Below are 22,125 nucleotides of genomic sequence, written 5' to 3'. Positions count from 1 at the left end.
GGATCAGAGCCCCAGCATGGTCTTGGTCAGGATGTTGCGCTGGATCTCGTTCGATCCACCGAAAATCGAGGTCTTGCGGTTGTTGAAGTAGCGCGCCGCGTTGTTGGCATTGCCGGCGGGGGCCACATCAAGGTTCGACCCGTCAAGCGAACCCGGGAAGGGCGCCGCATTGGGGCCAAGCGCACGACGACGCAGGTCCTTGAACTCCTGGTTGATGACGGTGCCCTTGATCTTGAGGATCGAGGTCTCTGGTCCGGGCGCGCCGTTCTTCTGCGCGGTAAAGAGCATGCGCAGGTTGGTCAGCTTCATCGCCTCGAGGTCGATTTCCGCCTGCGCCACACGGGCGGCGAACAGCGGATCCTCGGACAGGGGCTTGCCGTTGCGCATGACCTTCTTGGCCAGTTCGCGGGTCTCTTCCAGTTCCAGCATCGAGAAGCCCACGCCGGCGATGCCGGTGCGTTCGTGGGTCAGCAGGTACTTGGCGATGGTCCAGCCCTTGTTCTCTTCGCCGACAAGATTGCCATAGGGCACGCGCACGTCGGTAAAGAAGACCTCGTTCACCTCGTGGCCGCCTTCGATCAGCTTGATCGGGCGCACTTCGACGCCAGGCGTCGACATGTCGATGAGGATGAAGGAAATGCCTTCCTGCTGCTTCACATCCGCATCGGTCCGGCACAGGCAGAAGATCCAGTCGGCGTGCTGGCCAAGCGTGGTCCAGGTTTTCTGGCCGTTGATCACCCATTCGTCCCCGTCACGGACAGCGCGGGTTTTCAGCGACGCAAGGTCCGACCCGGCACCCGGTTCGGAATAGCCCTGGCACCACCAGTCGGTGCCATCAAGGATGCGCGGCAGGTAGTGATCCTGCTGTTCCTTGCTGCCGAACTTCTGCAGCACCGGACCCAGCATGCCCAGACCGAAGGGCACGATGCGGGGCGCATAGGCAAAGGCGGCTTCTTCGTCGAAGATGTGCCGTTCGACCGGACCCCAGCCGGGGCCGCCGAATTCCGCGGGCCAGGTGGTCGCCAGCCAGCCCTTCTTGTTCAGGATCGCGTGGTAGCGTTCGATGATTTCCTTGCCCAGTTCGCCACCGTTCTTGACGGCATCGCGAATGTCCTCGGGCAGGTTCTCGGCAAAGAAATCGCGGACTTCCTGGCGGAAGGCTTCTTCTTCGGGGGTAAAGTTCAGATCCATGATCGCGCCTCCTTACGTGTTCATGTCGGCAAATTTGGTGCCATCCTCGGCCATCTTCCGAAGAAGCGCCGGCACCTGCCAGTAATAGGGATCTTCCTTGGCATATTCTTCGATACGACGCACCAGTTCCGCTGCGCCAATCGAGTCGGCGTAATGCAGCGGGCCACCGCGGTGACGCGGGAAGCCGTAGCCGAACAGGAAGACCATATCGACGTCGACGGGCCGCTTGGCGGTGCCGTCCTCGACCACGCGGGTCGCTTCGGCGATGAAGGCGGTCATGTAGCGGTCGACGATGTCCTGATCGGTGAAGTCCTTGGGCGTGATACCTTTTTCGGCCCGCACCTCGTCGATGATCGCGTCCACCTCGGGGTTCGGCACCGGGGCGCCGGTTTCATACAGGTAATACCCCTTGCCGGTCTTGCGGCCATGGCCGACCCGTTCGCTGATGCGGTCGGCGATGTCGCCGCCATAGCGTTCGTCGGCCGGATAGCCTTCTTCCTTGCGGCGCTGGCGCGTCATGTAGCCGATGTCGAGACCCGCGAGGTCACCGACCTTGTGCGGCCCCATGGCCATGCCAAAGCCTTCCAGCGCGCTGTCGACCTGCGCGGGCGACGCGCCATCCAGCACGAGGTAGGAAATCACCTTGCCATAGTGGCCCAGGATCCGGTTGCCGATGAAGCCGTCGCAGACCTGCGCCAGAACGCCGACCTTCTTCAGTTTCTTCGCCAGGGCAAAGCCGGTTGCCAGCGCGTCGGGCGCGGTCTTGGCCCCCTGCACGATTTCCAGCAGGCGCATCACATGCGCGGGCGAGAAGAAGTGCAGGCCCAGAACGTCCTGCGGACGGTTGGTCATGTCGGCGATCTTGTTCACATCGAGGTACGAGGTGTTCGAGGCCAGGATCGCGCCCGGCTTGCAGATCGTGTCCAGCTTGCCGAAGATCTCTTTCTTGATCTCCATCTTCTCGAAGACGGCTTCGATGACCAGGTCCACGTCGGCCAGGTCTTCCATGGCCAGCGACGGCTCGAGCATGGCCAGCGCCGCGTCCCGCTTGTCCGAGGACATCTTGCCGCGCGACACCGCCCCGTCGAGGTTCTTGGTGATGGTCGCGACGCCACGGTCCAGGCCGTCCTGCTGCACCTCGATCAGGCGCACGGGGATGCCGGCCATCAGGCAGGACGTGGTGATGCCCGAGCCCATGGTGCCGCCGCCGATCACGCCGATCTTGCCCAGGGGACGGGTGTCGCCCTTGGCTTCGGGGATGTTCGACACGGCGCGTTCGCCGAAGAAGGCGTGGATCAGGCCGGAGCGCTGCGGCGAATTCAGGCAGACCATGAAATGCTCGCGCTCGGCCTTCAGGCCCTCTTGCAGCGGAAGCGAGGACTTGCCGATCGCCTCGACACATTCGGCCAGGTTGATCAGATGCGGGTTCTTCTTCTTCACCATCGCCAGGGTCTGTTCGATGGCGGCGTCGTCACGGGTGACGTCGATTTCATTGGTGCGGCGGGTCGGCAGGGTTCCGGCGATCACTTCGCGGCCCATGGCGATCGCGATGTCGCGCGGTTCGCCCGGTTCGACAACGCGGTCGATGGCACCCTTTTCCAGGCCCTCTTCGACCGGCGCATGACGCCCCGAGACGGCGATATCCAGCGTATAGGCGATCGAGGACACGCGCGGCAGGCGCTGCGTGCCGCCAGCGCCAGGGATGATGCCCAGCAGAACCTCGGGCAGGCCGAATTTCGCGCCCTTCATGGCGACGCGGGCATGGGTGCCAAGCGCGGTTTCAAAGCCACCGCCCAGGGTCGTGCCATGCAGGACGGACAGCGTCGGGATCTTGCTTTGCTCGATCACGTTGACCACTTCGGTCAGCGACGGGGCCATCGGCGGCTTGCCGAATTCGCGGATGTCGGCACCGGCGATGAAGGTCCGGCCCGCGCAATAGATCGCGATGGCACCGGCCTTGGCTTCTTCGTTGATCGCCTCGATGGCCTTCACCAGACCTTCGCGCACGGCAATGCCCGTGGCGTTCACCGGCGGATTGTCGACGCAGATCAGCGCGACGTCGCCCTCATACCCGTAAGAAACGGCTTCGCTGGTGGAATTGGATTCGGCCATGTCGGTTCCTTCGCCCTCTTGGTTTTGCTGCAGGGGAAGGTAGACCGGTACTAACCGCCCGGTAAACTCCCCCCGCTTTCGCGCATGAACCTAAGGCGCGGGAACAGAGTCGTCAACGCGCGGAAATGGGTTTTGCATTGCAGAATTGACGCACGTCACGTCACAACCGGGCACGCAAACCCAAGCCGTCGGATCTGATCCTCAGCCCGGGATGATCTCGAACTTGATGACGTCGACCATGCCGCGGTCGGTGATCTTCAGCGCGGGAATGACCGGAAGCGCCAGGAAGGCCAGCTGCAGGAAGGGCTCCTGCAGCACGACGCCCAGCCCCTTGGCAGCGTCGCGCAGGGCGATCAGATCGTCATGCACCACCTCGAAGGGCTGATCCGACATCAGCCCCGCCACAGGCAGCGCCAGTTCCGCCAGCACCTTGCCGTCGCGCACCACGACGAACCCGCCCTGAAGCTCGGCCAGGCGATTGGCGGCAAAGGCCATGTCGTCGTAATCCGCGCCCACCACGGCGATATTGTGGTGATCGTGACAGACGGTCGAGGCAATGGCCCCCGCCTTCAGCCCAAAGCCCTTGACGAACCCCGTGGCGCTGTTGCCGTTTACCCCATGCCGTTCGATCACCGCGATCTTGATCAGGTCGCGGTCCAGGTCCGGGCGCTTGTCGCCATCCGTGATCGCAATCTCTTCGTTCAGGTGTTCGGTGATGATCTTGCCTTCGACAATGCCGATCACGTCCGTCTGGGTGCGGTTGCCGCCCGTGCGGAAGGTGTCTGAAGTGACCTTGGCGATCTTGACGGACCCCTGCCCGACCGGCGGCGTGACCTTACGCGCGGCAAAGGCCGCATCGCCCATCCGCACTCCGCCGGAAAACACCATCTCGGCCCGGCAGTCGTCCACGTCGCGCAGCGCCACGATATCGGCCCGTTTGCCCGGCGCGACCTGGCCGCGATCCTTCAGGCCAAAGGCCTCGGCCGCCGACAGGGATGCCGCGCGATAGACCGCAAGCGGCGGACAGCCCAGCCGGATCAATTCGCGGATCATGTAGTCCAGATGCCCGTGTTCGCCGATGTCCAGCGGGTTCCGGTCATCCGTGCACAGGCACATGTAGGCGCTGGTGATGTCATTCAGCAGCGGTTGCAGCGCATGCAGATCCTTACTGACCGAGCCTTCGCGGATCAGCACCCGCATGCCCTTTTGCAGCTTTTCGCGTGCTTCCTCGGCTGTCGTCGCCTCGTGTTCCGTGCGGATTCCGGCGCTGACATAGGCGTTCAGGTCCTTGCCGCCCAGCTGCGGGCAATGGCCGTCGATATGCCGGCCCCGGAAGGCTTCCAGCTTGGCCATGCAGCCGGGGTCCTGGAAGATCACGCCGGGGTAGTTCATGAACTCGGCCAGTCCGATCACCTGGGGGTGATCTGCCAGCGGGATCAGATCCTCGGCCTCGATCCGCGCACCTGCGGTTTCCATATGCGACGACGGCACGCAGGAGCTGAGGTTGACCTTGATGTCCATCACCGTCTCGCTCGCGGACTGAAGGAAATATTCGATCCCCGGCACGCCGATCACATTGGCGATCTCATGCGGGTCGCAGATGGCCGTGGTCACCCCGCGCGGCCCGACGCAACGGTCGAATTCATGCGGCGTCACCAGAGAGCTTTCGATATGCAGATGCGTGTCGATGAAGCCGGGCACCAGGGTCAGCCCGGTGACATCCACCACCTGCGCCGCCTCATACTCGGCCCCGATGCCGACGATGGTGTCGCCGCAGATCGCCACGTCGCCGGGGATCTTCATCCCCGTGACCATGTCCCAGACCACACCGCCGCGCAGCACCAGATCGGCGGGCGCATCGCCGCGCCCCTGCGCGATCAGCTTGGACAGGGATTGGGTCATCTCGGCTCTCCTTTGTGCGATCGGGCCGGTGCCATCCTGGGCCTGATCAATTTCCACCCAGTGCAACCGCAGTGCTGCAGGAAAGTCCACCCCCTGCCCCGGGATCCGGGCCTGCCGGGCCTTTACGTAAGCCGCCGCAGCCCCGATAAACCGACCACCAAGGAGAGCCCAATGAGCCTATTCGACCTGCCCGCCCATCCCGAAGTGCCAGTCGCCGGTGAATCCGACACCTACCCGGTGCGCCGGATCTTCTGCGTTGGCCGCAACTACGCCGACCACGCCAAGGAAATGGGCCACGCCCCCGACCTGGAGGCGCCCTTCTACTTCACCAAGGCCCCCGCGCATCTGTGCCTGACCGGGGCCACCACGCCCTATGCGCCCGGCACCGCCGACTACCACCACGAGATGGAGCTGGTCGTCGCCCTGGGTGCCCCCGTCTTCCGCGCCACCCGCGACCGGGCCGAGGCCGCGGTCTATGCCTATGGCTGCGGGCTGGACATGACCCGTCGCGACCGCCAGCAGGACGGCAAGGACAAGCGCCGCCCCTGGGACCTGGGCAAGGATTTCGAAAACGCCGCCGTGATCGCGCCCCTTACCAAGGCCAGCGCCTTTGGCCCCGTCGGATCCCAGACCATCACGCTGACCGTGAACGGCGATCTGCGGCAGAGCGCGACGCTGGACCAGCTTCTGCACGATATTCCGGCGGTGATCGTACACCTGTCGCAATACTACCACCTGGGCCCCGGCGACCTGATCTATACCGGCACGCCTGCGGGCGTGGGCGCGGTTCAGGCCGGTGACGTGCTGCATGGTGAAATCGACGGTCTGGCCCCGATCGACCTGACCATCGGCGCGCCCGAGTAATCCACTTTACCCCCTTGAACGCGGGCCGGGCAGCCACCTGTGCCCCGGCCCGCGACAAATGGCCCAGATACCTCGCAGATGCAGAATTTTCGCTGCACGGCAGCAAGAATGCGCTATGGTAGGGCATGAGTCGCAAACAACGCCTGTCTGCCGACGATTGGCTGAATGCCGGTCTCAAGGCCCTTGCCGCTTCCGGGCCCCAGGCCCTGAAGGCGGAACCGCTGGCCCGTGCGCTCGACACGACCAAGGGGTCGTTCTACTGGCACTTCGAGGATGTGCCGCGCTACCGTCAGGATCTGCTGAACTTCTGGCGCGATGCCTCGGCCAAGATCCCCAGCCGCCCGTCCGAGAAATCCGAGGCCGTGGCGCAGCTTCACAAGATCATGAAGGACGGCTTCGGCGACGATCCAGCGACCGAGGCCGCGATGCGCAGCTGGGCCACTTCGGACCCCGACGCCGCCGCGACCATCGCCGAACTGGATTCCGCACGCCTGGATCACCTGGGCGAGTTGCTGCGCCAGCTGGGTGTGACCAACCGCGATCTGGCCCTGTCGCTGTATTCCGCCAAGGTCGGCATGTCGGTGCTGGACAAGGGCACGCGCAATGACGATGCGCTGGCCTCTCTTGTCGATATGGTCCTGGCGCTGCGTTAACCCGCCGCCCCCCGTGCAAGCCGCGCGGTAAAGCGATCCACGAACCTTTGCCGCGCCTCTGGCAGCGGCTTGCGCCCCAGTTCCGGGGCCAGCATTTCATTCAGGAAATGGCCGGTGACGCGCAGCCCCTGCGCCACCTCGTCGTCCGCGCCCTCGCCTTGGCGCAGCAGCACGGGCGGCAAGGGCAGCAGACGGTCGGCCCAGGCCCCCGCCCCGGCCTGCGTCACCGCCCGCCCGGTCCGGGGCGAGATATAGACCAGCCCGTCGGTCGCGCCGGTCACCGCGCAGGAGGTCAGATCCAGGCCAAAGCCCAGATCCTCCAGCAGCGCCAGTTCCCAGTGCAGATAGGCCAGCGGCCAAAGCTCCATCTGGCCCAGCAGGTCCAGCAGCGCCTCGGTCCGGGCATAGAGCGCGCCGTGCGGCTCACGCTCGGGCAGGGCATAGGACAGCAGCGTGGTCACCGCGCTAAGCCCCGCCAGCGCCAGCCGGTCCGACAGCGCAACGCCTGCGCGGGACCGCAGCGGCTCGATCTGGAAATTGCCCAGCTGGTCCTCTAGCCGCGCCTTCCAGGCCACGTCCACCTGTGCGCCCGGTTGCAGCACCGGGGCCATCCGTCGCGAGGTGCCGCCGCGCACCACCCCCGCATGGCGCCCCTTCGCCGGGGTGAACACCTCGACGATGGCGGCGCTTTCGCCATGCGGCCGGACCGCCAGGATGATGCCCTGATCTCTCCACTCCATGAGGGGTTTATCTGCCCACTTGCGCGGTGCTGCAAGATTGCGCAATCCTTTCCGGCAAAAGGATCCGCCCGATGCCGCTGTCCCCGCCTGCCCGCAGCCTTGCCCTGATCGTCGCCCTGCTGGCGGTGGCGTCGCTGGTGGCGCAATTCACCGCGTCGCAGATCACCCACCCAGACGAGGGGCTGTTTGCCACCCTGTGGCGGCTGGGCCGGTTCTTCACCATCCTTACCAATGCCATGGTCGCGGTGACCTTTGCGGTACTGACCTGGCGCGGGCGCGTGGCGTCACCGGTCTGGCTGGGCGGCGTGGCGCTGTGGATCGCGATCACCGGCGTGGTCTATCACCTGCTGCTGGCCGCCACCGACAGCCAGACCACGGTGATCGGGTGGTGGGCCAATATTGGGGTGCATACGGCCGTGCCGCTGGCCGCCTTTGCCTGGTGGCTGGCGTTTGCGCCGCGCCGGGGCCTGTCGGTCACGGCCGCCGCGCTGTGGATGCTCTGGCCGACGGTCTATGTCTGCTATGCCCTGGCACGCGGACAGATGGATGGCATCTACCCCTACTTCTTCACCGATCCGAACAAGGTGGGGTGGAGCGGCGTTGTCACCTGGATCGTGATCCTGGCCACCGCCTTCTTTGTCGCCGGGCTGGCGCAGATCGCCCTGGCGCGGATCATACGGCACAGGTGACACCTTGGCCGCGTCCTTGCGCAGGGTTCAGTCCTTCAGGCCCGGTTCATCCAGCAGATGCCGCCCGGCCTTGTCCTCGACCTCGATCACCCAGAGATCCGGGTCATAGCCGCGCTGACGACTGATGGCTGCGTCCACCTCGGACTCATCGCCCTCGGACAGGACCATCCAGTTGCGTTCGCCGGTCATCAGGTCAAAGGATCGCTGAAACGCCTGCGCCCTGCCGTCCAGCGTCGCCAGCTTGACCAGCACCGCGCCGCCGGTGTCGTCGCCATGGGCCACCACGAAGGCGGGGATGTCGGACAGGCGCAGCCGGGTCAGATAGGCATCTACCCACATCCGGGCGGTCAGGCGCATCGCGCTTAGTTCCCGTCCCGGAAATCCAGACCCATTTCGGAATAGCGCTCGGCCTCTTCCAGCCAGTTCTTGCGCACCTTCACCTGCAGGAACAGATGCACCTTGCGGCCCAGGAATTCCACAAGCTCTTCGCGGGCCAGCTTGCCCACGGCCTTGATCGTTTCGCCCTTGTTGCCCAGCACGATGCCCTTGTGGCCGTCGCGCATGACATAGACGATCTGGTCGATCCGGGCCGAGCCGTCCTTGCGTTCTTCCCAGGCCTCGGTCTCGACCGTCAGCTGATAGGGCAGTTCCTGATGCAGGCGCAGGGTCAGCTTTTCGCGGGTCATCTCGGCGGCGATCATGCGCATGGGCAGATCGGCGATCTGATCCTCGGGATACAGCCAGGGGCTTTCCGGCATCTCGCCCGCCAGCCATTCGCGCAGGTCCTTCACCCCATGGCCCTTTTCGGCCGAGATCATGAAGGTCTGTTCGAAGTCATAGGCTGCGTTCAGCTTCTCGGTCAGATCAAGCAGCTGCGGGGCCTCGACCCGGTCGATCTTGTTGATCGCCAGCACGACGCGGCGGCCCTTCTGGTCGTTCAGCGTCTCGAGGATGCGTTCGACCCCATGGGTGATGCCGCGATGCGCCTCGATCAGAAGAACGGTGATATCGGCATCCGCCACCCCGCCCCAGGCCGCGGCGACCATCGCGCGGTCCAATCGGCGGCGCGGCTGGAACAGGCCGGGCGTGTCGACAAAGACGATCTGGCTGTCGCCCTCGAGCGCCACGCCGCGGATCCGCGCGCGGGTCGTCTGAACCTTGTGGGTCACGATCGAGACCTTCGCCCCGACCATGCGATTGGTCAGGGTGGACTTGCCCGCATTGGGCTCTCCGATCAGGGCGACAAATCCGGCACGGGTGGTCATGGGCAAACCTCAAACATCTCTGGCGGCTCTTAGAGTATGGCACGAAGGGACGCCAGCGTGAAAAATTTGCAAACACTCTGTTGAACCGAAGGAAATTGACGAATCGAAATGCAGGCAATGCAATGGCATTAAATTAAGTCGAGGATTCGAGTTGCCTGAATTTTTTGTCACGATTGGCGGGATTATTGTGATTGCCGTCCTGCTGATCCGGATGTCCCGCGCCGCGCGCAAACCCCATAAATCGCCGGCGCGGACGACGACCGCCAGACCCCCTGTGCAGCAGCAGCCAACGGCCAAGGTCGTCCCCCTGCGGCCCGCGCAACCGGCCGCGAACCCCAATTGCGACGCCCCCGCCCAGACGCTTGAAGGCACTTGCTATGTCATTGATGGCGATACGATTGTCATCAACAAGACGCACATCCGGCTTTGGGGGATCGACGCCCCCGAGATGGAACATCCCTGGGGCAAAAAGGCGAAATGGGCCCTGGTCGCCCTGTGCAAGGGGCAGAAGATCCGGGCCGAGCTGGACGGCAGCCTGACCCATGATCGCTGCGTCGCCAAATGCTATCTGCCCGATGGCACCGATCTTTCCGCTGAAATGGTGAAACAGGGCATGGCAATTGACTGGCCGAAATTCTCGGGCGGGGTCTATACCGCGCTTGAACCCGAGGGCATCCGCAAACGCCACTGGCGCGCGGCGGCCCGCCAGAAAGGCAACATGCGCGCCTTCAACGCCCCCGTGCAACCGCGCGGCTAGGCCGCATCACCAGGCGGTCTCAAGCACCAGGGGGCAGTGATCCGACACCTCGGGGTCGCGCACGACGGTAAAGGGCGCGTCCTTCAGGGGGCCGTTCACCAGCATGTAGTCCGCCCATCTCTCGGGTTTGGGATAATGCGAGGTGCGGGTGCCGTCGAAGCCGCCGGTGGTCACCAGGTTGTAGGGCGCGACACGGGCGAGGACGCGGAAGGTCTCGGACCCCGGCAGGACGTTGAAATCGCCGCAGACCACCACCGGATCGCCGGGCATCTGCACCGATTGCACCATGGCGGCGAACTTGCGTGCCTGTTCGCCGCGCACCGGCGTGTCCATCTTGCCCTTGGGATCGCGCAGCCCGTGCATGTGGCCCACGGTCACGCCGCCTTCGTCCGGGTGCCAGACCCGCACGACATGGCCGGTGCGCGACCGGGGGTGCGGCCCGAAGCCGTCGGGGCTGAAGGCCCCATGAACGAAGCCCTGGGACTGGCCCACCACCATCAGATCGGGATGTAGGAAGGTCGCCACACCCCAAAGCGAGGGCACGGGCCGATCGCCCAGGAACAGATTCCCGCAGGCCGCCGGACAGAAGGTCACCCCGTGATCCGGCAGCGCCCGGGACACATCGCGCATCACATCGGCGCGCTGCGGCAGCACCGTGTCGCCGTCGCGGTAATCCAGCCAGGCCGAGGGGCTGCCGGGTGCAAAGACGACCTCTTGCAGGCACAGCACGTCGGGTTGCACATCCGCCAGCCAGGCGGACATTTCCTCGGACAGGCGTCCGCCCCAGGCGTTCAGGCTGACGATGCGCATCAGCCGCGGACCTGGTCCAGCAACGCCTTTGCGGCGGCCTGTTCGGCCACGCGTTTCGACCCGGCGCTGGCCTGGGCGGTATCGCCCGACTGCAGCCGCGCCTCGATCCGGAAGACGGGCGCGTGATCGGGGCCGTCGCGTCCGACCTCGACGTAGAGGGGCGGTTGCAGACCCCGGCCCTGCGCCCATTCCTGAAGCGCGGTCTTGGGATCGCGGGCGTCGGCCTCGACCGTCTTGATCCGATCCCCCCAGAGCCGCAGGATCATCTCGCGCGCGACCTCGAACCCGGCGTCCAGGTAGACGGCGGCGATCACCGCCTCCATCGCGTCGCCCAGAAGCGCCTGCTTGCGCCGCCCGCCCGACATCTGTTCCGACCGGCCCAGTTTCAGCACCGCGCCGATGTCGATTTCACGCGCCACGTCGGCGCAGGCTTCCTTGCGGACCAGCGCGTTGTAGCGCGGGGCCAGCTGGCCTTCGGATGCGGCGCGGTCGGTCTTCAGCAGCGCCTCGGCCATGACCAGGCCCAGCACCCGGTCGCCCAGGAACTCCAGCCGCTGGTTGTCGTCGCGCGTCGGCGAGGAGACCGAGGAATGGGTGACGGACCGCAGCAACAGCTCGGGTCGGGCAAAGTCGTGTCCGATGCGTTTGGAAAATGCGACCAGTTCGGCAGAGAGTTTCACGGGATTCTCCTGAAAAGATCGGGCCATCCTATCACCAGGACGGGCCGTGCCAACACCAGGGCGTCCGGCACGAAGCCCAGCCCCCCCGCCGCCTGCGCCACGCGGCTGTCCAGCGAATTGTCCCGGTTGTCGCCCAGCACGAAGACGTGGCCTTCGGGGACCTGGAAGACCGGGGTATTGTCCAGCGCATGCGGCCCAAGGTCGAGCACGCGGTATTCGTGACCGCCCAGGGCCTCCTGCGCCTGGTACTTGATGCAGGCCCCGTCCAGCGGCACCGGCGTGTTCACACAGCGCGGAAAGGCCATAGCGGACGTGGCGCGGTAGGGTTCGACCCAGTCGGTCAGGCGGGTCTGCAGCACGGGGGTGCCGTTCAGCACGACCTGTCCCTGCACCATCTGCACGCTGTCACCGCCGATGGCCACGACCCGTTTCAGGAAGATCGCATCGCTGACCGGATGGCGCAGCGCCACCACCTGGCCACGCTCGGGGGAGGAAAAGGCGCGCAGGGTAACCAGGTAGTCGCCCGGCAGGATGTTGGGCTTCATGCTGCCCGCTGGCACCGTGAAGGGATGCCAGAGCAGCCGCGACAGCACCAGAAGCACGATCCCCAGCCCGACCCAGACATAAGCGCGCGACTCGCCCCCGCGGCGCGCCCCCGGCCGCGTCGGCCAAAGCACCAGCGCCAGGATCATCACGAGGTTCAGGTAAGGCACCAGCGCCGCGATCCCGACCCAGCCGGGCAGCTTCAGCGCCCGCAGCCGGCGGCGCAGATGGCCCAGCCACAGATAGGACAGCCCCGCCCCCACGACCACGCCCAGCCCCGCGATCAGCGAAAAGGGGCGCGCCATGTTGATGACCGTGGTCGGCACGGCCAGAAGCAGGGTCGCGAACAGGAATGTCAGCCGGCCCGAGACCCCGGTCCAGTCCAGCCCCTCGGACAGGAAACGCGCGATCACGGGATCAGTCGATCGCCTTGAAGAAGCGGTCGCTGCGCCAGGTCCAGAAGAACAGCATCGAGCGGCCCGCCGACGAGAACATCACCCGGTCCGCCCGGCCGATCAGGTTCTCGAACGGAACCATGCCGACCCCGAACGAGGTCTGCAGCACCCGGCTGTCCAGCGAATTGTCGCGGTTGTCGCCCATGAAGAAGAAATGCCCTTCGGGGACGGTGAAGGCCTTTGTGTCGTCCAGGTCTTCGTTCGGCTGGATGTTCAGCATGGAATGCGCCACGCCGTTGGGCAGCGTTTCGATCTGGCGCTGTTTGACGCAGACACCGTCTTCGCCGACCGGATCGTTGGTGCAGCGCGGGAAACGGCCCTCGGGGCCCTGGGGTTCCTTGACCTCGGTGAAGGGGCCGGCCTCTTCGATCTTGACCGGTTCGTCGTTCAGGTACAGCACGCCACCCTTCATCTGCACCTTGTCGCCCGGCAGGCCGACAAGACGCTTGATGTAGTCCTGATGGGTCACGGGATGACGGAAGACCACCACATCGCCCTGCTTGGGTTCGCTGCCGAACAGGCGGGTGTTGTCGCCGTCGAGGAAGCCGCAGATGTCGCTGGCGTCGATGTCGACGCCGAAGCGCGCGATCTTGATGTTCGGGCAGGAGGCGTAGGAATAGCCGTAAGACATCTTGTTGACGAACAGGAAGTCGCCGATCAGCAAAGTGTCCTTCATCGAGGACGACGGGATCCAGAAGGGCTGAAAGAACAGCGTGCGGAAGACACCCGCGATCAGCAAGGCCCAGAAGATCGTCTTCACCGTCTCCCAGATTGCCGCGCCAAAGCCCTGTGATTCTTCGCTCATGCGTCCCGTCCTTTTGCGTTGCAGCACAGGGGGTACATGCGGGGCGCAACCCCGCGTGTCAAGCGCCGCCCGGCGCAGGCCCGCGCATGGGCGCGGATGCTTCACGGATGCGTTGGCGGCCCGTCTTGCGGAGGGTCGGGCCCAGCACTGGTCCCAAGTCGGCCCCTGGCCCGTCCCGGGTCTGTCCCATGTCCCGCCCCGTCACTGAGGCTGGCGCCGGCCCGGTCGCCCCCTTGCCCTAGGGCGTTTCGGACGCGGTCCCGCCCGCCCCGGCCTGACCCAGAGGCCGGGCCTCGATCACCACGAAGGCCTGGGCCCAGGGGTGGTCATCGGTCAGGGTGACGTGGATGATGGCCTCGTGCCCAGAAGGGGTCATCTGGGCCAGGCGTTCAGCCGCCCAGCCGGTGACCTGCATCACGGGCTGGCCGCTGCGCAGGTTGGTCACCGCCATGTCCTTCCAGGCGATGCCCATCCGCAACCCGGTGCCAAGCGCCTTGGAACAGGCCTCTTTCGCGGCCCACCTTTTGGCATATGTGCCTGCGGTATCGGCGCGGCGTTCGGCCTTGGCCTGTTCGATGTCAGTAAAGACCCGGTTGCGGAACCGGTCGCCAAAGCGGTCCAGCGTGGCCTGGATCCGTTCGATATTCGCCAGATCGGTGCCTATGCCTAGTATCATCGTCGCGCCAGTCCCGGGTTGTGCCCGGCTACCTCTAGCGCCTTAGCTTCGGGAAGTCAGGGGCAAGCTTGCACCTGACCCCGCCGCAGCGCCACCCGCGACCGGCTGGCCGATCCGGGGGCCGGCGGCGGCACCAGCGGAAGGTCCGCCAATTCGCGTGGCGACATGGCCGCGACATCGGGATGGGCGAAGGGATCGCTTTTGGACGGCACCTGGACCGGGGCGAAAAGTGTCTTGAACCAGTTTGTCATGGTTTTCTCCTGTGTTTCAGATATCGTTATCTAGGGGCACCCATTCGCCTCTTGAACTGCACAAGACCTGAATCCGAGTTTAGATAATCTGAATGCAGCACCTGAACCGAGCCCCCTTGAACGGCCTGCGCGCGGCCGAGGCCGTGGAACGCCTGGGATCCCTTTCGGCGGCTGCGCGCGAACTCGAGGTCTCGACCGGGGCGGTCAGCCAGCAGATCGCCCGGCTGGAGGCCGCGCTTGGGCGCACGCTGTTCGACCGCAGGCCCGGGGGCATGCGCCCCCTGCCCGGGACCGAGGAAATCTTTCGCCTGCTGGGCAACGGATTCGACCACCTCTCGGCGGCCGTGGACCTGACCCGGCGCGACCGGCACTCGACCCTGACCGTTTCCGTGGCACCGATCTTTGCCGCGCGCTGGCTGATCTGGCGGATCCCCGACTTTTCCCGCGCGCATCCCGATATCCGCATCCGGCTGGACAGCGACGTGGCGCTGGTCGACCCCAACACCGGCGCTGCGGATTTCACCATCCGCATCGGTCCCGGCCCCTATCACGGCGTATCGGCCGAGCCGCTGTTTCCACAGCGCGTCATCCCGATCTGCCATGCCGACGTGGCGGCGCGGCTGCCCAGCCCGGATGCCCTGCGGCAGGTTCCGATCATCCGCGACCTTCAGGCCATGTACAGCTGGGACAGCTGGCTGAGCGGCGCAAAAGCCAACGACAGCGGGCTGCGCGCCGCCGATCTGCCCGCCGGACCGGATTTCAACGAAGCCTCGCTATGCCTGGATGCGGCCATGACCGGGGCCGGCGTCTTCCTGGCCTTCGAGACGCTGTGCATCGACGCGCTGAACCGCGGCCAGATCACCGCGCCCTTCCCCGAATGGAAGACGACCGGCGGGCAATACTGGCTGATCTCGGCGCGCGACAGGTCGCTGACGACGCCGCAGCGCCGGTTCCGGCAATGGCTGATGGATGCGATCGCGACCGAGGGGATGGGATCGTCGCCGGTGCCATCCCACGGCCAGTAGCAGGGGCCGCCGCCAGAACGAACAGGCGGCGGGGCCGGTCAAATGACCTTAGGCGCGGGCTTCGTCCATCAGGCGGCGCATTTCGCGGATCGCCGGATCGAGCCCGCGGAAGATCGATTCCCCGATCAGGAAATGGCCGATGTTCAGTTCCATCACCTGCGGCAGCGCCGCCACCGGCTGAACCGTGTCATAGGTCAGCCCATGCCCAGCATGCACCTCGAGCCCGAGGGAATGCGCGAAAGCGGCCATGTCGGTCAGGCGGCGCAGTTCCTCGTCCCGCTCTGACATGCGGGCCTCGGCGTGGAAGTCGCAATAGGCCCCGGTGTGCAGTTCGATCACCTCGGCCCCGATGCGGTGCGCGGCCTCGATCTGGCGCTGGTCGGCGGCGATGAAGATCGACACCCGGCAGCCGGCCTCACGAAGGGGGGCGATGAAATGCGCCAGCTTGTTTTCCTCGCGCGCGACTTCCAGCCCGCCCTCGGTGGTCCGTTCCTCGCGCTTTTCGGGCACGATGCAGACGGCGTGCGGCTTGTGGCGCAGGGCGATCTTCTGCATCTCGTCCGTGGCGGCCATCTCGAAGTTCAGGGGCAGGGTCAGGCCCGCCATCAGCGCCTCAATATCCGCGTCCGAGATATGCCGGCGGTCTTCGCGCAGATGGGCTGTGATGCCGTCGGCCCCGGCCTCTTCCGCCAGCTTGGCGGCACGCAACGGATCGGGATAGGCCCCGCCGCGGGCATTCCGCACGGTCGCCACATGGTCGATGTTCACCCCGAGACGCAGTTTCGATGTGGTCATTGGCTGCCCTTTCCGTGGTCCTGGTCCGCCAGATCGGCGGCCTGTTTTCCGGTGTCGTGTTTATTGGCCTCGGCCTTGGCCCGCAATGCCGCCAACTTTTTCTTCAGCGCTCCGCGACGCCGCGCCTGGTAGGCCCGGATCAGCGGCACCGACAGGTAATAGGCCACCAGCCCGAAGATGATCCCCGGAACGATCCCGCCGATCATGTAGGGATAGAAGATGTCGTGATAGAAGACCTTTAGCGCCGTCCAGTCCGCATCCACATCGGTGAACAGCGCGATGACGTTGTTCTTCAGATCCTCGGCCGCGAAGAAGAACTTCTGGGCATAGGTCTCCTCGGATCCCGCCGCGCCGGGATGCCGCCCCATCAGGAACAGCCCCGTCTGGATCGAGACCAGCGCGATCGGCACATAGGTCAGCGGATTGCCCACGAAGGTCGCCAGAAGCGCCGCCAGCACATTGCCCCGCACGATGAAGGCGATCAGCGCGGCAACCACGAAATGCATCCCGTAGAAGGGTGAGAAGACCGTGAAGATCCCGGCAAAGATGCCCCGGGCGATCTTTTCCGGCGTGTCGGGCAGACGCCGCATGCGATGTTTCACGTAAAGGGCCGCACGGCCCCAGCCACCACGAGGCCAGAAGAATTCCGCAACCATCTTCCAGAGAGGACGTCTATCCCGACGTTTGAAGACCAACGGTCTCTCCGATCTCGTCCGGCGGCGGCGCAGGGGCCTGGGCCGCCAGAGGGTTGCGATGGCGCGACAGGGCCGCCACGTCCGATTCGGCCTCGAGGGCCGAGGTGACGTTGTGCAGATGCTCTGCGTCGCGCAATTCCACATCGACAAGCACCCGGTAGAAATCCGGCTTCTTGTCCATGAACTTGAGGTCCGAGATATTGGCCTTTTGCTCACCGATCAATGTGCAAATCCGCCCAAGTACCCCTGCATCATTGCCCAGGGTGATCGACAGCGTCACCGGGTTCACCGCGGCGTGTTTGCCACCGTGCCAGTGCAGGTCCAGCCAGCGGTCCGGCTGGTCCTCGTAATCGCCCAGGACGGGGCAGTCGATAGCATGCACGACCACGCCCCGGCCCTTCCAGGTGATGCCGACAATGCGTTCGCCCGGCAGCGGCTGGCAACAGGCGGCGCGTTCGAACTTCTGCCCCGGCGACAGGCCGATCACGGCACGGTCGCGACCGATGCCTTCGCCATCGTCGGGCACAAGCGTCGGGTAAAGGACCTGCACCACCTGGCTTGCGCTCAGCTCGGCCGAGCCGAGGCGCGCCAGAAGCTCTTGCCGGCCGGTAAGCCGCAGCTTCTCGGCCGCCTTGTCCAGCGCCTTGTCGGTGGATTTCTTGCCGATGTGTTCAAAGGCGGATCGCGCCAGTTCCGATCCAAGCCGGATGAAGCGTTCGCGATCCACTTCGCGCAGGGCGCGGCGGATGGCGGTCTTGGCCTTGCCAGTGGTGGCGATGTCCAGCCAGGTTGCCTGCGGCTCCTGGCCTTCGGCGGTGATGATCTCGACCGACTGGCCGTTCTTGACCCGCGTCCACAAGGGCACGCGCATGCCGTCGATCTTCGCGCCCACGCAGGCCGACCCGATCCGCGTGTGAATCGCATAGGCGAAGTCGATCGGCGTCGCTCCCTTGGGCAGCTTCACCACCTCGCCCTTGGGCGTGAAGCAGAAAACCTTGTCCGAATACATCTCGAGCTTAACGGCCTCGAGGAAATCCTCGTGGTCGTCTTCATTCTCGAACTGCTCGGACAGGGACGCGATCCAGCGGGCGGGATCGACCGCAAAGGGGTTCTCGGCCGGGACGCCATCGCGATAGGACCAATGCGCGGCCACGCCGGATTCGGCCACTTCGTTCATCTGGCGGGTGCGGATCTGCACCTCGACCCGCTTGCCGTCGCGGCCCGAAACCGTGGTGTGGATCGACCGGTAACCGTTCGACTTGGGCTGAGAGATATAGTCCTTGAACCGCCCCGGAATGGACCGCCAGCGCCGGTGGATCAGCCCCAGCACGCGATAGCATTCATCCTCGGTTTCGGTGATGATCCTGAAGCCATAGATGTCGGACAGGCGCGAAAAGCTCTGATCCTTTTCCTCCATCTTGCGCCAGATGGAATAAGGCCGTTTCGCGCGGCCAAAGACCACCGCCTCGATGCCGGCCTTGGACAGTTCGACCCGCATGTCGCCGGTGATCCGCTGGATCACGTCGCCCGATTCCTGCTGCAGCAGCACGTAACGGCGCATGATCGAATTGCGCGCATCGGGGTTGATGACCTTGAAGGCCAGGTCCTCAAGCTCTTCGCGCATCCAGTGCATGCCCATCCGGCCGGCCAGCGGCGCGAAGATGTCCATCGTCTCGCGGGCCTTCTGCATCTGCTTTTCGGGGCGCATCGACTTGATCGTGCGCATGTTGTGCAGACGGTCGGCCAGCTTCACCAGAAGCACCCGCAGATCGCGGGACATGGCCATGAACAGCTTGCGGAAGTTTTCGGCCTGCTTGGTCTCGGTCGAAGACAGCTGAAGATTGGTCAGCTTGGTCACGCCATTGACCAGATCCGCGACCTGTTCGCCGAACCGGTCGGCAACGATCTGATAGCTGGCCTTGGTGTCCTCGATCGTGTCGTGCAGCAGCGCGGTCACAAGGGTCGCGTCATCCAGATGCTGTTCGGCAAGGATGCAGGCAACTTCGATCGGGTGGGAAAAATAGGGCTCTCCGGATTTCCGGAACTGCCCTTCATGCATCTCGCGGCCGAAATCATAGGCGTCACGAATCAGCGCCTCGTTCGTCCGTGGATTATAGGCGCGGACCAGTGTGACAAGATCGTCGACAGGCTTCAGGTCCACGTGGTCGCGCCTTTCAAAGGGCCTTAGCCCTGACCGCCCTGCGCCTCCATCAGCGCGCGGAGCAGTTTTTCTTCACTCATGTCGTCTTCTGCGGGTTTGTCCGCGGTTTCCGACCCCATCAGAAGCGCCATGCTGTCTTCTTCCGGCTCATCGACCTCGATCTGGTTCTGGTTCGCTTCGATCAGACGCTCGCGCAGCTCATCGGCGGACTGGGTCTCTTCTGCGATTTCGCGCAGCGAGACGACCGGATTCTTGTCGTTGTCCCGGTCCACGGTGATTTGCGAACCAGACGAGATCTCGCGCGCACGATGTGCGGCAAGCATCACCAGTTCGAAACGGTTCGGGACTTTGTCAACGCAGTCTTCAACGGTCACACGGGCCATAGGGCACTCCGGTTAGATCGGGGATGAGAGGGTGTCATACGCCTGCGAACCCCTATTGACAAGCACGATCCCCGAGTTTCACCACGGAATTCCGGTCTTCTTCGGTCAAATCAGCGTGCATTTCGGCGATTGTCCGCCCCAGAACGGGGTGAACCCACTCTGGGCAGATCTCGACCAGGGGGACCAGAACGAAGCTACGATTCTGCATCCGCGGATGCGGCAGGATCAGCTGATCCGGCGTTTCGACCTGCTGGCGATCGGGGGCCAGATCGTGCCAGCGCCGCCAGGTGTCGATGTCGGGCAGAACCTGACCCCCGTCGGCGATCAGGTCCAGGTCCACGACCCGCGCGCCCCATCTGTCACGCCGGACCCGGCCCAGGCTCACCTCGATTTTATGTAATTCATTAAGGAATTTGTGAGATGATAAGGGGGAATCGACGATCAGGGCCGCGTTGACAAAGTCCGGGCCCGCCCCCACAGGATAAGCAGGCGTCTGATAATAGGAGGAAATTTTTTCAACCCGCCCCGGAAGGTTCTTGATTTCTGCAACCGCAAGTTGCAAGGTTTCCAGAACATCAGTGTCTCTGGTAGGCTGGTTTCCACCGATTGCGACGATTTTACTTAGGGTCATGGGGCTGTTCACCTATGCTTATGAACAGTTTCAAGCGGTTGATAGGACCGGGGAAAACCAATATTGTCGATCACTCTTCGCCCGAAATTCACCACTCACAGCTTCGGGCGAGTCTTTAGAAAGGTATTGAATGTTCTACAAGGACGAAAGGTTAGCCTTATTTATCGACGGCTCCAACCTCTACGCCGCCGCGAAGGCATTGAATTTCGATATTGATTACAAGCTTCTGCGACAAGAATTCATGCGTCGCGGCAAGCTGTTGCGCGCGTTCTACTACACCGCCATCCTCGAAAACGACGAATATTCCCCGATCCGCCCACTGGTGGACTGGCTGCACTACAATGGCTTCACCATGGTGACCAAGCCGGCCAAGGAATACACCGACAGCATGGGGCGTCGGAAGGTCAAGGGGAACATGGACATCGAACTGACCGTCGATGCCATGGAACTGGCACCGCGCGTTGATCATATCGTTCTCTTCTCCGGTGACGGCGACTTCCGCCCGCTGGTGGAAAGCCTTCAGCGTCAGGGCGTGCGGGTCTCCGTCGTCTCGACCATCCGCAGCCAGCCGCCGATGATCTCGGACGAGCTGCGCCGCCAGGCCGACAACTTCATCGAGCTGGACGACCTGCGCGATGTTATCGGCCGCCCCCCGCGTGAGGTTCCGGCCGAACGCGAACGCGAAAACGCATCCAACGACTGATAGCGTTGACATGCCAAGGAAAGGCCCGGTTCACTCCCCGGGCCTTTTCCTTTGCGCGGCTCACCTGCGCAGCGCCAGAAGCCCCAGCCCCGTCATCAGAAGCACCACGCCGGACACCACGGTCCGGATCGTGTTGAACAATTGCCAGCGCGGCGAATAGGCGCCCCAGATCGCCTGTGCCTGGGCGGTATCCTCGGGGATGGCGACCAGCGCCAGCGCTTCGTTCATCGGAACGTTGATCCCGGCGGTCAGCGCGAAAGCGCCCACCAGATACAGTGCCCCCGCCCCGGCAAAGATCACCCCTGCCCGGCCGAACCCCGCCCGCCAGGCGATCAGCCCGGTCAGCAGCAGCACGGGCCCGGTGCCGAAGAAGGCCGGGAAGAAGACCCCGTTGCGCACGCTGGCGTTCATCGCCTGCATCGCCGCGATCGCGACCTTCGGCGGGGCGGCATCCAGCCCCCACATCGTCGAACAGACCCAGGCGTAGAAAAAGCCAAAGATCGCCCCCGCCAGCAGAAGCGAGCCCAGCCCAGCCCCCAAAACCATATTCGGCACCCTGTGTTCCTGCATCATCATTCCCTCCAATTTCCGTAATTCCAATTACACCTTGCCCGATCCGTAATTTCAGTTACGGTATCTGTCAACTCTCGAATGACCACGCCAGGGTTCCCCGCAAGAAACAGGCCCGCATGAAACAGGACAAACGCGCCCGCCGTGCCGACGAAATCGAAGCCGCCGCCTATGCGGTCCTGGAAGAAAAAGGCTATGCAGGGCTGACCATGCTGGCCGTTGCCAGGGCCGCGAAAGCCTCGAACGAGACGCTGTATCGCTGGTACGGCGACAAGACGGGCCTGTTCCGGGCGCTGATCCTGGGCAATGTCACCGCCGTTCAGGCGACGCTTGACCAGGCGCAGGGCCAATCGCCGATGACCACCCTGCGCGCCTTTGGCCCCGCGCTTCTGGCCATGTTGCTGGGCCCGCGCGCCGTGGCGCTGAACCGGGCCGCCGCCGCCGATCCCACGGGCGATCTGGGCCGCACCCTGTCGGAAAGCGGACGGGACACCGTCGGCCCCTGGCTGGGGCGCGTCATTGCCCGCGGGATCGAGGACGGCAGCCTGCCCCGCGCCGATGTCAGCGAGATGATCGAGACCTATTTCGCCCTGCTGATCGGCGACACCCAGATCCGCCGCGTCACCGGCGCGATGGAAGAACCCGACGCCGACTGGATCGCCGACCGCGCCGAAAGGGCCCTGACGCGCACGATTGCGCTATTCCAGGCAGCCCAGGCCAACAGCGATCTGGATTCTGCCGGCCACAGGCCTTAGGTCTGGCCCGAAGG

25 protein-coding genes are annotated in these 22,125 nt (G+C 64.6%); 7 read left to right on the top strand and 18 right to left on the bottom strand.

The features are described 5' to 3' along the window. Nucleotides 1–3: 3 nt before the first annotated feature. The 3 genes from BMX99_RS07710 to ade form a co-directional block, all read right to left on the bottom strand. Entirely contained in the window at nt 4–1,191 is a 1,188-nt protein-coding gene (locus BMX99_RS07710; RefSeq protein ID WP_093449669.1) for an acyl-CoA dehydrogenase family protein, read from the bottom strand. Between the two features lie 12 nt (nt 1,192–1,203). After that, on the bottom strand, nt 1,204–3,303 hold the full coding sequence (locus BMX99_RS07705) for a 3-hydroxyacyl-CoA dehydrogenase NAD-binding domain-containing protein (RefSeq protein ID WP_093449666.1): 2,100 nt from the start codon (nt 3,301–3,303) through the stop codon (nt 1,204–1,206). A 201-nt stretch (nt 3,304–3,504) separates the two neighbouring features. Continuing rightward, nucleotides 3,505–5,205 carry an adenine deaminase gene (gene ade, locus BMX99_RS07700; protein ID WP_093449664.1) on the bottom strand — a complete coding sequence of 567 codons (1,701 nt, stop codon included), beginning with the start codon at nt 5,203–5,205 and terminating at the stop codon, nt 3,505–3,507. A gap of 171 nt (nt 5,206–5,376) precedes the next feature. Here ade and BMX99_RS07695 point away from each other — a divergent pair, with 171 nt between their 5' ends. Further along, entirely contained in the window at nt 5,377–6,069 is a 693-nt protein-coding gene (locus BMX99_RS07695) for a fumarylacetoacetate hydrolase family protein (protein WP_093449661.1), read from the top strand. Between the two features lie 125 nt (nt 6,070–6,194). Continuing rightward, a complete protein-coding gene (locus tag BMX99_RS07690) occupies nt 6,195–6,722 on the top strand; it encodes a TetR/AcrR family transcriptional regulator (RefSeq protein WP_093449658.1) in 528 nt (175 codons plus the stop codon). Here the strand turns inward: BMX99_RS07690 and recO are convergent. Continuing rightward, a complete protein-coding gene (gene recO, locus BMX99_RS07685) occupies nt 6,719–7,462 on the bottom strand; it encodes a DNA repair protein RecO (protein WP_093449656.1) in 744 nt (247 codons plus the stop codon). The two genes, BMX99_RS07690 and recO, sit on opposite strands and share 4 nt — an antisense overlap. 71 nt (nt 7,463–7,533) lie before the next feature. Between recO and BMX99_RS07680 the strand changes: the two genes are divergently transcribed. After that, on the top strand, nt 7,534–8,151 hold the full coding sequence (locus BMX99_RS07680) for a Pr6Pr family membrane protein (protein ID WP_093449654.1): 618 nt from the start codon (nt 7,534–7,536) through the stop codon (nt 8,149–8,151). 27 nt (nt 8,152–8,178) lie between these two features. On the opposite strand, the gene BMX99_RS07675 is transcribed toward BMX99_RS07680, so the two are convergent. After that, nucleotides 8,179–8,508, bottom strand: a complete 330-nt coding sequence (locus BMX99_RS07675) for a DUF1491 family protein (RefSeq protein WP_093449651.1) — start codon at nt 8,506–8,508, stop codon at nt 8,179–8,181. A gap of 5 nt (nt 8,509–8,513) precedes the next feature. Further along, complete coding sequence (gene era / locus BMX99_RS07670; RefSeq protein WP_093449648.1) at nt 8,514–9,416, bottom strand: GTPase Era; 903 nt, start codon at nt 9,414–9,416, stop codon at nt 8,514–8,516. 151 nt (nt 9,417–9,567) lie between these two features. Between era and BMX99_RS07665 the strand changes: the two genes are divergently transcribed. Then, nucleotides 9,568–10,173 (top strand): thermonuclease family protein, encoded by a 606-nt coding sequence (locus BMX99_RS07665; RefSeq protein WP_254771994.1) that lies wholly within the window; start codon nt 9,568–9,570, stop codon nt 10,171–10,173. Between the two features lie 6 nt (nt 10,174–10,179). Here the strand turns inward: BMX99_RS07665 and BMX99_RS07660 are convergent, their stop codons facing one another. The 6 genes from BMX99_RS07660 to BMX99_RS07635 form a co-directional block, all read right to left on the bottom strand. Next, nucleotides 10,180–10,983 carry an endonuclease/exonuclease/phosphatase family protein gene (locus BMX99_RS07660; protein ID WP_093449645.1) on the bottom strand — a complete coding sequence of 268 codons (804 nt, stop codon included), beginning with the start codon at nt 10,981–10,983 and terminating at the stop codon, nt 10,180–10,182. Then, a complete protein-coding gene (gene rnc / locus BMX99_RS07655) occupies nt 10,983–11,663 on the bottom strand; it encodes a ribonuclease III (protein WP_093449642.1) in 681 nt (226 codons plus the stop codon). The genes BMX99_RS07660 and rnc overlap by 1 nt, the downstream gene beginning before the upstream one ends. Next, a complete protein-coding gene (gene lepB / locus BMX99_RS07650; RefSeq protein WP_093449639.1) occupies nt 11,660–12,619 on the bottom strand; it encodes a signal peptidase I in 960 nt (319 codons plus the stop codon). The genes rnc and lepB (BMX99_RS07650) overlap by 4 nt, the downstream gene beginning before the upstream one ends. 4 nt (nt 12,620–12,623) lie before the next feature. Beyond that, the gene (gene lepB, locus BMX99_RS07645) at nt 12,624–13,466 is read right to left on the bottom strand and encodes a signal peptidase I (protein WP_093449637.1); all 843 of its coding nucleotides are present in this window, start codon (nt 13,464–13,466) and stop codon (nt 12,624–12,626) included. A 238-nt stretch (nt 13,467–13,704) separates the two neighbouring features. Next, nucleotides 13,705–14,142, bottom strand: a complete 438-nt coding sequence (gene acpS, locus BMX99_RS07640) for a holo-ACP synthase (RefSeq protein ID WP_093449635.1) — start codon at nt 14,140–14,142, stop codon at nt 13,705–13,707. Between the two features lie 56 nt (nt 14,143–14,198). Further along, nucleotides 14,199–14,393, bottom strand: coding sequence for a hypothetical protein (locus BMX99_RS07635; protein WP_093449632.1), 195 nt, complete (start codon nt 14,391–14,393; stop codon nt 14,199–14,201). A gap of 92 nt (nt 14,394–14,485) precedes the next feature. On the opposite strand from BMX99_RS07635, the gene BMX99_RS07630 reads away from it, so the two are divergent. Further along, entirely contained in the window at nt 14,486–15,418 is a 933-nt protein-coding gene (locus BMX99_RS07630) for a LysR substrate-binding domain-containing protein (protein WP_093449629.1), read from the top strand. Nucleotides 15,419–15,466: 48 nt separating this feature from the next. Here the strand turns inward: BMX99_RS07630 and BMX99_RS07625 are convergent, their stop codons facing one another. From BMX99_RS07625 to folK, 5 genes are read right to left on the bottom strand one after another with little or no spacing between them, the layout of a single operon-like run. Then, nucleotides 15,467–16,213 (bottom strand): pyridoxine 5'-phosphate synthase, encoded by a 747-nt coding sequence (locus BMX99_RS07625; protein WP_093449625.1) that lies wholly within the window; start codon nt 16,211–16,213, stop codon nt 15,467–15,469. Beyond that, a complete protein-coding gene (locus BMX99_RS07620; protein ID WP_170848677.1) occupies nt 16,210–16,908 on the bottom strand; it encodes a DUF2062 domain-containing protein in 699 nt (232 codons plus the stop codon). Before BMX99_RS07620 ends, BMX99_RS07625 begins: the two co-directional genes overlap by 4 nt. Next, entirely contained in the window at nt 16,886–19,063 is a 2,178-nt protein-coding gene (locus BMX99_RS07615; RefSeq protein ID WP_244525628.1) for a RelA/SpoT family protein, read from the bottom strand. Before BMX99_RS07615 ends, BMX99_RS07620 begins: the two co-directional genes overlap by 23 nt. A gap of 29 nt (nt 19,064–19,092) precedes the next feature. After that, on the bottom strand, nt 19,093–19,452 hold the full coding sequence (gene rpoZ / locus BMX99_RS07610) for a DNA-directed RNA polymerase subunit omega (RefSeq protein ID WP_093449616.1): 360 nt from the start codon (nt 19,450–19,452) through the stop codon (nt 19,093–19,095). 52 nt (nt 19,453–19,504) lie between these two features. Next, a complete protein-coding gene (folK, locus tag BMX99_RS07605) occupies nt 19,505–20,083 on the bottom strand; it encodes a 2-amino-4-hydroxy-6-hydroxymethyldihydropteridine diphosphokinase (protein ID WP_093449613.1) in 579 nt (192 codons plus the stop codon). Between the two features lie 130 nt (nt 20,084–20,213). Here folK and BMX99_RS07600 point away from each other — a divergent pair, with 130 nt between their 5' ends. Beyond that, nucleotides 20,214–20,786, top strand: a complete 573-nt coding sequence (locus BMX99_RS07600) for a LabA-like NYN domain-containing protein (protein WP_093449610.1) — start codon at nt 20,214–20,216, stop codon at nt 20,784–20,786. 60 nt (nt 20,787–20,846) lie between these two features. Here BMX99_RS07600 and BMX99_RS07595 read toward each other — a convergent pair whose 3' ends face one another. Continuing rightward, nucleotides 20,847–21,356 carry an anthrone oxygenase family protein gene (locus tag BMX99_RS07595; protein WP_093451188.1) on the bottom strand — a complete coding sequence of 170 codons (510 nt, stop codon included), beginning with the start codon at nt 21,354–21,356 and terminating at the stop codon, nt 20,847–20,849. A 119-nt stretch (nt 21,357–21,475) separates the two neighbouring features. On the opposite strand from BMX99_RS07595, the gene BMX99_RS07590 reads away from it, so the two are divergent. Next, the gene (locus BMX99_RS07590; protein WP_093449607.1) at nt 21,476–22,111 is read left to right on the top strand and encodes a TetR/AcrR family transcriptional regulator; all 636 of its coding nucleotides are present in this window, start codon (nt 21,476–21,478) and stop codon (nt 22,109–22,111) included. Nucleotides 22,112–22,125: the final 14 nt, after the last annotated feature.

The sequence above is a fragment of the Pseudooceanicola nitratireducens genome, from assembly GCF_900109195.1.
Taxonomy (GTDB): domain Bacteria; phylum Pseudomonadota; class Alphaproteobacteria; order Rhodobacterales; family Rhodobacteraceae; genus Pseudooceanicola; species Pseudooceanicola nitratireducens.
The sequence above is the reverse complement of the archived record's forward strand: the minus strand, read 5'-3'. Positions and strand labels throughout refer to the sequence as shown.

Excerpts from the sequence above, each read along its gene's own strand:
- BMX99_RS07710 (WP_093449669.1), bottom strand. The coding sequence starts at position 1,191 with ATGGATCTGAACTTTACCCCCGAAGAAGAAGCCTTCCGCCAGGAAGTC.
- BMX99_RS07705 (WP_093449666.1), bottom strand. The coding sequence starts at position 3,303 with ATGGCCGAATCCAATTCCACCAGCGAAGCCGTTTCTTACGGGTATGAG.
- ade (WP_093449664.1), bottom strand. The coding sequence starts at position 5,205 with ATGACCCAATCCCTGTCCAAGCTGATCGCGCAGGGGCGCGGCGATGCG.
- BMX99_RS07695 (WP_093449661.1), top strand. The coding sequence starts at position 5,377 with ATGAGCCTATTCGACCTGCCCGCCCATCCCGAAGTGCCAGTCGCCGGT.
- BMX99_RS07690 (WP_093449658.1), top strand. The coding sequence starts at position 6,195 with ATGAGTCGCAAACAACGCCTGTCTGCCGACGATTGGCTGAATGCCGGT.
- recO (WP_093449656.1), bottom strand. The coding sequence starts at position 7,462 with ATGGAGTGGAGAGATCAGGGCATCATCCTGGCGGTCCGGCCGCATGGC.
- BMX99_RS07680 (WP_093449654.1), top strand. The coding sequence starts at position 7,534 with ATGCCGCTGTCCCCGCCTGCCCGCAGCCTTGCCCTGATCGTCGCCCTG.
- BMX99_RS07675 (WP_093449651.1), bottom strand. The coding sequence starts at position 8,508 with ATGCGCCTGACCGCCCGGATGTGGGTAGATGCCTATCTGACCCGGCTG.
- era (WP_093449648.1), bottom strand. The coding sequence starts at position 9,416 with ATGACCACCCGTGCCGGATTTGTCGCCCTGATCGGAGAGCCCAATGCG.
- BMX99_RS07660 (WP_093449645.1), bottom strand. The coding sequence starts at position 10,983 with ATGCGCATCGTCAGCCTGAACGCCTGGGGCGGACGCCTGTCCGAGGAA.
- lepB (WP_093449637.1), bottom strand. The coding sequence starts at position 13,466 with ATGAGCGAAGAATCACAGGGCTTTGGCGCGGCAATCTGGGAGACGGTG.
- acpS (WP_093449635.1), bottom strand. The coding sequence starts at position 14,142 with ATGATACTAGGCATAGGCACCGATCTGGCGAATATCGAACGGATCCAG.
- BMX99_RS07635 (WP_093449632.1), bottom strand. The coding sequence starts at position 14,393 with ATGACAAACTGGTTCAAGACACTTTTCGCCCCGGTCCAGGTGCCGTCC.
- BMX99_RS07630 (WP_093449629.1), top strand. The coding sequence starts at position 14,486 with ATGCAGCACCTGAACCGAGCCCCCTTGAACGGCCTGCGCGCGGCCGAG.
- BMX99_RS07625 (WP_093449625.1), bottom strand. The coding sequence starts at position 16,213 with ATGACCACATCGAAACTGCGTCTCGGGGTGAACATCGACCATGTGGCG.
- rpoZ (WP_093449616.1), bottom strand. The coding sequence starts at position 19,452 with ATGGCCCGTGTGACCGTTGAAGACTGCGTTGACAAAGTCCCGAACCGT.
- folK (WP_093449613.1), bottom strand. The coding sequence starts at position 20,083 with ATGACCCTAAGTAAAATCGTCGCAATCGGTGGAAACCAGCCTACCAGA.
- BMX99_RS07600 (WP_093449610.1), top strand. The coding sequence starts at position 20,214 with ATGTTCTACAAGGACGAAAGGTTAGCCTTATTTATCGACGGCTCCAAC.
- BMX99_RS07595 (WP_093451188.1), bottom strand. The coding sequence starts at position 21,356 with ATGCAGGAACACAGGGTGCCGAATATGGTTTTGGGGGCTGGGCTGGGC.
- BMX99_RS07590 (WP_093449607.1), top strand. The coding sequence starts at position 21,476 with ATGAAACAGGACAAACGCGCCCGCCGTGCCGACGAAATCGAAGCCGCC.